The sequence below is a fragment of the Streptococcus suis genome, from assembly GCF_029616525.1.
GTDB classification, from domain to species: domain Bacteria; phylum Bacillota; class Bacilli; order Lactobacillales; family Streptococcaceae; genus Streptococcus; species Streptococcus suis_AF.
On sequence record NZ_JANFME010000035.1, the window covers coordinates 1 to 10727 of the forward strand.

The 10727-nt window shown below is 42.9% G+C and carries 11 protein-coding genes; 1 reads left to right on the forward strand and 10 read right to left on the reverse strand.

From position 1 onward, the window contains the following. The 10 genes from rhuM to NOL38_RS10050 form a co-directional block, all read right to left on the reverse strand. On the reverse strand, positions 1 to 824 hold an 824-nt coding region (gene rhuM, locus NOL38_RS10005), incomplete at its 3' end, for a RhuM family protein (protein ID WP_277942062.1). Beyond that, positions 814 to 2376: a type I restriction-modification system subunit M gene (locus NOL38_RS10010; RefSeq protein WP_202859689.1), complete on the reverse strand. Its 1563-nt coding sequence runs from the start codon at positions 2374 to 2376 to the stop codon at positions 814 to 816. The genes NOL38_RS10010 and rhuM, both read right to left, overlap by 11 nt. Positions 2377 to 2452: 76 nt before the next feature. Continuing rightward, a complete protein-coding gene (locus tag NOL38_RS10015) occupies positions 2453 to 3277 on the reverse strand; it encodes a DUF1129 domain-containing protein (protein ID WP_238138879.1) in 825 nt (274 codons plus the stop codon). 1 nt (position 3278) lies between these two features. Beyond that, complete coding sequence (locus tag NOL38_RS10020; protein ID WP_105120354.1) at positions 3279 to 4073, reverse strand: DUF1129 domain-containing protein; 795 nt, start codon at positions 4071 to 4073, stop codon at positions 3279 to 3281. 1 nt (position 4074) lies between these two features. After that, the gene (locus NOL38_RS10025; RefSeq protein ID WP_105120355.1) at positions 4075 to 4392 is read right to left on the reverse strand and encodes a PadR family transcriptional regulator; all 318 of its coding nucleotides are present in this window, start codon (positions 4390 to 4392) and stop codon (positions 4075 to 4077) included. Next, positions 4389 to 4553: a hypothetical protein gene (locus NOL38_RS10030; RefSeq protein ID WP_105120356.1), complete on the reverse strand. Its 165-nt coding sequence runs from the start codon at positions 4551 to 4553 to the stop codon at positions 4389 to 4391. The genes NOL38_RS10025 and NOL38_RS10030 overlap by 4 nt, the downstream gene beginning before the upstream one ends. A gap of 188 nt (positions 4554 to 4741) precedes the next feature. Continuing rightward, entirely contained in the window at positions 4742 to 6745 is a 2004-nt protein-coding gene (locus tag NOL38_RS10035; protein ID WP_105120357.1) for an ABC transporter permease, read from the reverse strand. Position 6746: 1 nt separating this feature from the next. After that, positions 6747 to 7505 (reverse strand): ABC transporter ATP-binding protein, encoded by a 759-nt coding sequence (locus tag NOL38_RS10040; protein WP_044685119.1) that lies wholly within the window; start codon positions 7503 to 7505, stop codon positions 6747 to 6749. A 95-nt stretch (positions 7506 to 7600) separates the two neighbouring features. Next, positions 7601 to 8593, reverse strand: a complete 993-nt coding sequence (locus NOL38_RS10045; protein ID WP_105120358.1) for a sensor histidine kinase — start codon at positions 8591 to 8593, stop codon at positions 7601 to 7603. Further along, on the reverse strand, positions 8586 to 9269 hold the full coding sequence (locus NOL38_RS10050; protein ID WP_012027525.1) for a response regulator transcription factor: 684 nt from the start codon (positions 9267 to 9269) through the stop codon (positions 8586 to 8588). The genes NOL38_RS10045 and NOL38_RS10050 overlap by 8 nt, the downstream gene beginning before the upstream one ends. A gap of 169 nt (positions 9270 to 9438) precedes the next feature. Between NOL38_RS10050 and NOL38_RS10055 the strand changes: the two genes are divergently transcribed. Next, the gene (locus tag NOL38_RS10055; protein WP_105120359.1) at positions 9439 to 10620 is read left to right on the forward strand and encodes a DUF2974 domain-containing protein; all 1182 of its coding nucleotides are present in this window, start codon (positions 9439 to 9441) and stop codon (positions 10618 to 10620) included. The last annotated feature ends 107 nt before the right edge of the window (positions 10621 to 10727 follow it).

Sequence of the window (10727 nt, forward strand, 5' to 3'; positions counted from 1 at the left end):
ATCCGATCCACGTGCTGGATCCAATCTGCCATGGTCATGACAATCTGACGTTGGGCCTGCCTCTCGGCAAAGTCCAAATACCCCGATACCAACTGATTGAGACCTTGCAACTCTTGCTCGGTCAGATAATTTTTGGCAACCGTAGCCTCCGACAAGGTTGGCAATTCACCCTTGAAGGTCGTCAAGCCCATAAATTCTTTCTCACTATCTACTCTAGTGTAAATCAGTTCACTTGCGGTATAGTGATGAATGGCGTAATGCAACTTATTCTGCACCGTTGCAAAAAATTGCTGGGCTTCACTACTTCTTGCATTATAGTCACTTGAGGTCGCAAACAATTCTAAAATCTGACGATAAAACACTTTTTCGCTTGAACGAATATCTCGAATGCGGTCAAGGAGTTCCTTGAAATAAGACCCGCCGCCCAAATTTTTCAAACGGTCGTCGTCCATAGCAAAACCTTTAATCAAGTACTCTTTTAAAACCGTTGAAGCGTAGTTTCTAAATTGTACCCCACGAGGTGACCGTACCCGGTAGCCGATAGCCAGTATCATATCCAGATTGTAGTAAGCAGTCTTTCGGCTCTGGGTTTTGCCCGCCATTGCCCCGTGTTGAGTGGTTGTCAACTGGTAGTTGACAACCACTTTTTCATCAAGTTCTCCGTCCTCAAAAATAGCCTTAATATGCTTGCTGATATTCTGCTTGGAAGTCTGAAAAAGCTCTGCCAACTCCAACTGATTCAACCAAACTGTACCATTGTCCAGATGAAGTTCGATTGATGCCTTGCCGTCATCTGTTGTGTAGAGGATAATATCATTGGTCATGACTCAACTCCTCCACAATCTTGTCAATCTCAGCACGCAGACGGTCAATATTTTTCACAGTTTCAGCGATATCTTTGTTCAACTGAATGATGTCAATCTTCTCACGCGTATCTTCCTTTTCTACATAGGTCGAAACAGACAGGTTATAATCATTTGCAACTATACTAGCATTATCAATTAACATCGACTGGTATGCGACATCTTCTTTCTTCGTAAACAACTCTAAAATTGTGTCAATATTCTCCGGAGATAGAATATTATTGTTAGTTTCTTTCTTGAAAAAGGCTGTTGCATCAATGAAAAGCGTCTTAGCTTCTGACTTATTTTTTGCCAAAACTAATATATAGGTTGCAATAGATGTTCCAAAGAAAAGATTGTCTGGTAAGGCAATAACAGCCTCAACGAAGTTATTATCAACAAGATACTGACGGATTGTTTTCTCAGCACCTCCTCGATAAAAAATCCCTGGAAAACAAACAATGGCTGCTCGTCCTTTGTTAGATAAGTGATTTAAACTGTGCATAATAAAGGCAAAATCTGCCTTAGACTTAGGAGCCAGTTTTCCAGCAGGGGAAAATCGCTCGTCATTAATCAGCGTCGGATCTGCATCACCAATCCACTTGATAGAGTACGGTGGGTTAGATACAATCGCATCAAAGGGTTTTTCATCCAAATGTTTTGGGTCTAATAAGGTATCGCCTCTCTGAATATTAAACTTGTTATAGTTGATATTGTGTAGAAACATATTCATCCTAGCAAGGTTGTAGTTAGTCATATTGATTTCTTGCCCATAGAATCCCTCTTCCAAAACATGTTCTTCATATTGCTTTTTCATTTGTAAAAGCAAGGAACCTGAACCGCAGGTAGGATCGTAGACCTTATTAATTTTGTCCTTTCCAACCATTACCAGATGAGCCAGAAGTTTGGATACCGTTTGCGGTGTAAAAAATTCTCCCCCACTTTTACCTGCATTGGAAGCATAATTGGAGATAAGATACTCATAGGCATCTCCAAAAGCATCAATTTCATTGTCTTGGAAATTTGCAAAATCAATTTCTGAAATACCTAGCAAAATATCTGCCAGACGTTTATTTTTTTCAGCTACGGTTCCACCTAGACGATTGGAACGGGTATCCACATCATCAAACAAGCCCTTAATATCATTTTCAGATTCGTGCCCCATAGCAGATTTTTCAATTTGTTCAAAAATAGTCGCAAGATCTGTATTCAAATTTTCATTGGTTCTTGCCTTAGCTACAACATTGATAAATAGTTGGGAGGGCAAAATAAAGAATCCTTTTTCTTCAACAGTCCCCTGCCTAAAATCCTCTTCTGCTTCTTCATCAGTCAGTAAAGCATAAGAAAATTCCTTATCCCCAGCCGCATGCTCTGCCTGATCAAAATAATCCGCAATATTTTCTGAAATGAAGCGATAAAACAAAATGCCAAGTATATACTGTTTAAAGTCCCAGCCGTCCACAGCTCCACGGACATCGTCAGCAATAGCCCAAATTTTCTGGTGTAATTCTTTTCGTTGTTGTTGTTCGTTCACAATACATTCTCCTAATTATGCTCCTTTCATTATACCAAAAAATCAGACTACTCTAAAGAGTTGCCTGATTGTATTTCTACCCCATATTCTCCTTTTTCAATAGGAAAAATGTGCCTGCAAGCGTTGAGAAAAAGGCAAGAACCATAAAGAGCAGAGGCAACCAACCTGTCCAGTCCTGCGGTCCGTAGCCAAACTGAGCCGCAATGACCTGACTAAGTCCACTAATAACAACTAAAACATAAGCTGGAATAAGGGTATCAACCAAGGCTAACTTACTGCGGTAGTAAAATAGACCTACTGCAATCCCTAGTATCACCAATAGGCTAGACCACAAGGGCATGGACATTCCTTCGAAAAACTGACGACTAATCCAAAAACGCAACACAATCAACACAACAAAGCTGACGCCCCATGTCCCTATCATCAGATAGGACTTGATTTTTGACGGTTCATAGACTAGGTTCTTTAGGATGAAAAAGGCAGAGCTGGGTAGGATGAGTGCAATGAGCAAATCACAGAGTAATCCCTGCCATTCTACCACCATCTCACCGCTCACCCCAAATACACCTAAGAAAAACCAGCTCATATACACCAAGGAAATCAATCCTGTTAATCGCAAACCATAGTACCAGCGAATGGGCGGTAGGTCAGACAAGAGTTCATCCGCCATCTGCTTGCTATCTTTTCCTAAAAATTCCTCAGCGGATTGACCGTCTGTTTGGGCATCCAAGACATCTTGGTGAATAGAAAGCAATAGTTCTGTCGCCCTTTTCTCCTGCTCATGAAAGGCCGAAGCCAATATCATATATCCATGAAGTTTACGCATGTAGGCCTTGTTTTCCTTGGTCAACATCCTCTGTAAGCTGCTAATAGCGTTCAATTTTTTCTGTTGCTTGTTCATCTTACTTCTCCTTTCTCACCAACAAAACTGCAGTTCCAATCCAAAAGGCCATAGCTGGAAGAATCACCAACATCAGATTGAACCAAACGGGAACGGTCATGACCATATTTACCACACCGCCAACAATCATAAAGAGATAGGTCGGTAAAAAGACATAGCGAACTAATTTTTCCTTTTGGAAAAATAGCAGAGCGAGACCGAGCAAGGTGAGTGGCACTAGAAGCCCCCAGCCAGTCAAGACTAGGTCAGGTTCCTTGGGGATTGCCCAGAGACGAAGTCCACAAATCAGGAGAAAAAGAAGGGGGATGCAGAGAAAGCTTGCCCAGACCTTGATTTTGCTGGTCTGGTAAATGAGACCGCGAATGATGAGAAAAATCCCCGAGGGGAGGAGGAGGCTAAGTACCGCGTCGCAGATCAAGCCCAGCCAGTTGATGGAAATGGTGCCTGTCCCTGCAAAATCCATCAGCCATTGGCTGCCGAGGTAGATGATGAGCATGAGGCCACTCAGGTTTGCGACTTCTATGAAACCAATCGGAGGGAGGTAGCTGAGTAGGTCGTCTGCCATTTGCTTGCTGTCCTTGCCCAAAAAATCCTCCGCAGAAAGCCCGTCTTTTTGGGCTTCAAGAACATCTTGGTAAATGGATAAAAGCTGGGCAGTCACTGCTTCTTCCTGCCTGTGAAAAACAGAAGCAATCATCATATAACCATTGATACGGCCCATGTATTCCTTGTTTTCCTTGGTCAGCTGGCTTTCAATCACTTCAATCTGCTTGCGGTATTCCATTTGTTTGCTCATCTTACTCTCCCTTCACTTTCTCTACTTTTTCGACGAGTTCTCCCCATTGGACCCAGAAATCGTTTAAGTAGCTCTGCCCTTGGTCTGTCAAATAAAAATACTTCCTGTCGGGTCCATCTGGCGAGGGCTTGTTCTGACTAAAAATCAGGCTATTTTTCTCTAACTTCTGGAGCAGAGGATAGACTGTTCCTCCGACCATGTTTTCAAAGCCCTGCTTCCTCAGCTCTTGGACCAACTCATAACCATAGATTTCCTGTCGGGCAATGACCTGCAAGACACAGCCGTCTAGGACACCTTTGAGCATTTGGGTTTCTTTCATAAGCCCTCCTCATCATCTGTAAAAAATCCAAACAGTAAGCCTGATGCTAACAGGATGCCTAAGATCAAAATAGAATCCAAAGCCCAGCCAGTTATAATGGCCGTCACAAGCGTGATGCCTGCTAGTTTCCAATTTTCCCGACTTTTCTTCTCCAGTTTCATACTGCCTCCCTACCTAGTTTGTAATACCAACTAGTTTGATAAAAATAAAAGTGATTTTCTTTATCTTCTATCACTAGTTTGTTTTACCTATTAGCTTTGTATCTATAGTATAACACAAGGTAGCTAGTATGTAAAACAAAATAGTGAAAAATATTCAAAAAAAATTAAAAACTTGGGTTGCCCCAAGTTTAGGAAATAATTTGTTTGTAAGACCGTGTCGTGATGGCATAGACCACTAGGTAGAGGAGGAGATAGCCACCACAGATACCTGCAGTCACCTGCAACATAAGCCCTGCATTGACCACACCAATAGACAACAAGATATACGAGAGCATCTTGTAGGCAAATGCAAGATGGACAAAAGCAAGTAGGATAGGCAGGAAAAAGACGGTCAGCAATTGCTTGCGAATGGACTGTCTCGTCTGATCCTCATCCAGACCAACCTTGGTCATAATGACGAAGCGATCTCTGTCTTCATAGCCTTCTGAAATCTGTTTGAAGTAAATCACCAGCACCACCGCCATCAAAAAGATGAGTGATAGCAAGAGGCCGATGAAGAAAAGTGAACCTGCAAAACTGAAGAAACCGCGCATGGCATAGGCACGATAGGCGAGACTGATGGCGTTCGTTCCATTCGGTAATATATTGGACTCCCAAAGCTCACTTTCAAAACTTCCTGATAAAAAGGTGTCATGGCTATCTACCTGCTCTTCTTCTGATAGACTGCTTTCAAATCCCATATAATAGCGATTTTCGGCTTGATTTTCAAAAACAGCCAAGTCTTGAACAACAATGACCAGATACTGGCTGAGAAGGAAGGAACCATGGTCTGGTAGATGTCCTAAAGTCACATTCTTGGGCAAGACTTGGACAACTTCCATTTCCTTTTCATCAAAGGTGAGGGTTTGACCAGCTTGATACTGGACTACTTTGCTAAAAATTGCCACTTGGTCAGATGCCAACTGGAGTTTTTCTCCCGTCATCTTTTCATAGCTGGCTTGATCAAGGACAAAACCGATCCCAACTCGGTCAGAGAAATTCATACCAGCGGCTTCTTCATCCGTCAAAAATCTTACTTGCTGATTTGTCACCTCAGAAAAATAGGCTTGCTGATAAGGATAGACTACCTTACTTTCAACAGGAATATCTGTCTCTTCTAAGATAGCTTCCGCCCACTCCTCCGTTTGATCTTTTGAAGTGGTTGGTTGCATACCAACATCAATCGAATAGTCATTTGGATTTTGATTGGCGATATAATCTTTGCCACCGATGTAAATATTGAGTCCTCCAACCATGGTCACCAAAAACATGCTAGAGAGGATAGTAATGGTCGCAAGGCCCAGAGCATTTTTCCGCATACGGAAAATCAAGTTGGATACAGAAATGAAATTATCTGGCTTATAATAATAGGTCTGACGGTTCTTTAGCCAGTTTAAGAGACTGATGACACCTGCGTGGAAGAGCAGGTAGGTCCCAAAGATAACCAGAAGAGTTGCTCCAAAGAAACTTGGAATAGCCTGCAGCGGATTGGTCACTAGCTGGGCAATGGCGTAGCCTGCCCCCAATAGGATAAGGGCTAAGAGAGTTTGTAGCCAGAGGAAGCCAGTTTTCTTATCCCCTCGCTTCTTGCCTTGAACCAGTTTGAGTGAGTCGGTCAAGCCCAATTTTCCAATATTAAAGAGGCTGACCAAGGCAAAAATCCCAAAGAGATAGATAAGTACAGTGACTAGACTTTTCAACTGGAAGGTTGAAGCCAGGACCACAGGCATCTGCATTGCTTTCAGCAAGAGCGCATAGAAGAGTTTATCTAGAGCCAGTCCCAAGAGCAAGCCAGCTAGAATGGTACCGACTGAAAAGACCAGATTTTCTAGAAAAGTCATCAAGAAGAGATGTTTTTTCTCCAGACCAAGAATGCTATAAACACCAAACTCTTTTGACCGTTGCTTCATGACAAAACTATTGGCATAGAAGACCATGATGGCAACCGCCAACATGACCACAATCATACCGAAGCCCAACACCATGGTTACCCCATCGGCCCCCTTGACCTGACCTAAATCAGGATGAAAGGCAAGCGATGCAAAAATATAGGCAATGGCTGTGGACAAAATGGTCATCAGGGCATAGGGAAAATAGAGTCTGCGGTTCTTTTTGAGATTGGTCAGAGCCAATCGAACGGTTAGTCCAAACATACTACTCACCTCGATTCGCCATAAGTGTCAAGGTATCTGAAATCAACTGATACATTTCCTGACTGGTTCTCTCACCTCGGTAGATTTGATTGTAGAGGATGCCATCCTTGATGAAGAGAACCCGTTTGGCACGACTAGCTGCTACTGTCGAGTGGGTTACCATCAGAATCGTTTGCCCCTCTTGGTTGATTTTTTCAAAAATATCTAGAAGAGTTGCCGTTGATTTGGAGTCGAGGGCCCCAGTCGGCTCATCCGCTAAGAGAATTTCTGGCTGGGTGATGATGGCACGCGCCACCGCAACCCGCTGCTGCTGACCACCCGAAATCTCGTAGGGCATCTTGTCTTGCAAGGTCGCAATTCCCAGGCTATTGAGCGTATGAATGAGTCGCTTGTTCATCTCATCAATCGGATAGCGAGACAAAACCAGAGGCAAGAGCACATTGTCCTTGACAGAGAGGGTATCCAAGAGATTGAAATCTTGGAAGACAAAGCCCAATTTCTCCCGACGAAAGGCTGCCGCTTCCTTGCTCTTGATAGACTGGGTATTCAATCCGTTAAGCAAGACCTTGCCCTGCGTTGGCTTATCAAGGGTTGCCAAAATATTGAGCAAGGTGGATTTTCCAGAACCAGACTCACCCATAATAGCGACATACTCACCCTTTTCCACTGTAAAATGAATATCCTTCAAAGCCTCAACCTGTCCCGCCTTAAAGAGAGAACTGTATATCTTTTGAACGTGTTGAACATCTAAAACTGACATAACTTGACTCCTTTTCTTTTTCTAGCTTCATTCTACACGGTTCCAAGATAAACTACCATAGCCTTAGCTTTCATTTACGTGACAGTTTTGTAAGATTAGTCAAAAATCAACTCCACTTCTTTGATACCGATTCGCACCTCTGTTCCCTGACCTACTTTTGATTTTAGCTTTAGGGAATAGCCCAGCTCCGCAGCAATTTTCCGTGAGAGATAGAGCCCCAGCCCCGAAGATTGCTGGGTTCTGCGGCCATTGAAACCTGAGAAACCACGCTCAAAGACCCGTTCCAAGTCACTCTCTGCAATCCCAATTCCCGTATCGCGAATGACCAAATCATCCCCATCCAAAACAATCGAAACGCTTCCCCCCTGACAATACTTGAGGGCATTGGATAAAATTTGCTCAATCAAGAGACCCAGCCAGCGTTTGTCGGTCTTTACTGTCCTATCCAACTGCCCCAAGTCTAAGCTGGTATTGGCCTGAATGAAAAAGAGGGAATACTTTCTTACTAGATTTCTGACCAGTTCATCCAAATTGACTGATTCGATAACGAAATCATCATGAAAGGACTGTAAGCGGAGATAGTTCAAGACCAGACCTGTGTATTGCTCAATCTTGAAGAGTTCTGTTTCTAGCTGATGACGGACTGGACTACTATCTACTTCCTTAACTAAGAGCTGACTGGCTGCAATCGGTGTTTTCATCTGGTGGGCCCAAAGGGTGTAGTAGTCATCTAATTCTGTCTGTTCCTGACGCTGTTTTTCAATCAAGAGCTTGTTTTGAACTTCTAGTCGCTCCACTTTTTCCTGCAACAAACGCTCACTGGCTGTCCCAGTAGTCACTTTCTGTCCACGCCAGATTTTTCCAAAGCGGGAAAATTCCCTGACAAAATCCCAGAGGAGGGCGAGAATCCAGCAGATAGTGAGCAGGGTGAGGGCGTAGAAAACCAAGTTTCTTTGGATGTCAAAGAGGCTACTATAAGCCAGAATAGCCACAGCAAAAACGGCGTAGGCTATCAGAAAAATCAAGCGATGACCAAGCCATGAGGTCAAAAATCCTGGTACTAATGAGCCAAAATCATCCTTATTCATGTGTCCACACCAGGCCGTAGCCTACTCCTTTCTTGGTCGCAATCACATCTGGCAGATCCAGTTCTGCCAATTTCTTACGCAGGCGAGCGATGTTAACCGATAAAGTATTGTCATCCACAAAAATATCACTATTCCAGAGTTCTCTCATCAGCTCCTCGCGGCTGACCACTTCCTTGCCATGTTCAAATAAAACGCGTAAAATCTGAAATTCATTTCGCGTCAGTTCTTCCACAACCTGTCCATAGGACACCTGCATGGTCTTTAAGTCTAGAGAAATCTCCTCAAACCAGAGCAAACTTTGTTCGCCGACAAAGTCATAGGTTCTTCTAAGAAGCCCCTGTATTTTGGCCAGGAGAACCGTCATTTCAAAGGGCTTGGTCACATAGTCATCCGCCCCCATATTGATCGCCATAACAATATCCATTGGCTGGTCATGGGAAGACAGAAACATAATGGGCACACGGGAGGTCTTGCGAATTTCCTGACACCAGTAATAGCCATTGAAAAAAGGCAGGCCAATATCCAGTAAAATCAAATGGGGCTGAAACTCTTCCATCTGTTCCAAAACCATCTGAAAATCCTTGACCTCTTGCACCTGGTAACCCCAGTTTATCAAGTTTTTAGCAACTAGTTGGCTAATCGTTTTATCATCCTCGATAAGAAGAATTTTCTGCATAACTATCTCCTTTCATATCACTACTATTTATTATAGCTTACATTGGAACAAATTTGAGTATTTTTATACATTTACACAAGAAGTAGACTATAAAACCAGGTCATCAGTGGTGCAGATTTGTCAGACCAATCGTATTTCGTTATACTAGATAAAAAAGGAAAGGACTGCTATGCCGAATTTATTAACCTATATTGAAGAAACTCAATACGATAATTTTTATGATAAACCTATCAATAAGCTAGATATTCTGGCTCTGACCGAACTTTCCTACCTCCCTTTTGATAATCTGGTTCCCTACTCTTTTACAGAAAATGGTGTACGACTTGATTGGTTGGCAGCGACCTTTGAAGAGACCTACAAAAATAATTTCCCTCCCTTTTCTATGGTGACCAAAAACCGCCTAGCCTTACTAGGACTTCTAGCCAAATCTAAACGCTTCAAATCTATCAAGGCATTTGGCTTCATTGACGATTATCAGTTGGAACAGGAAAAGCAGTTTTCAGCAATTAGTTATCGCATTGACCGAAAAACGATTGTGACTTGCTTCAGAGGGACAGATGATACTATTATCGGTTGGAAGGAAGATTTCCACATGACCTATATGGATGAAATTCCTGCCCAACGTGCAGCAAGTGGCTACTTAGAAAAACTTATGATGCAGCAGGGGGGCCATTTTTATCTGGCCGGTCATTCGAAAGGCGGAAATTTAGCCCTCTATGCAGCATGCCAGCAAGCTACAGACCAACAGGATAGAATTCTAGCTATCTATCCCTTTGATTCACCTGGCTTACACAAAAAACACTTGGAAGCACCTAGTTACCAAGCTATTCACCAACGGATTTTCCCTGTCATTCCCCAGAATTCAATCGTCGGTATGATGTTAGAAACACCAGAAAATGCTCAGATTGTCCAGAGTAATACCCTCGGCATTCTACAACACATCAGTTTTTCTTGGGAGGTTGACGGAAGCGACTTCAAACTAGCCCCTGCCCTGACCAGCGATAGCCTACAAACAGACCAAGCCTTAAAAACTTGGACGGCTAGTCTAACAGACGATGAATTACGAGACTTCTTCGATTTGTTTTTCGGCATCTTCATCAAAGCAGGAATTGAACGTTTTAGCGACATCACGGTAAATCCCCTACAGAAATTACAAGAAATTGACCGACTAAGAAAAGAAATAGCTCCAGAAGAAGCCGAAATGGTGGACAAACTCATTCGGCTCCTCTTTGATACCCGTTATCAAATCTGGAGGGACAATATTAGCACTTCCATTCCAAGCCCTGAAATCTCCCTGCCTGATTGGCGGAAACTTTTCCAAAGAAATACAACTGAAAATAAAGAAAACTAGCAGAATGAAGACAAACATCTCGCTTGATGTTTGTCTTTTTCTGTTTATTGGTCTGATAGTCCGTCTTTTTGCCAGAATAGTGGCTATTTGGACAAAATAAAAAGGCT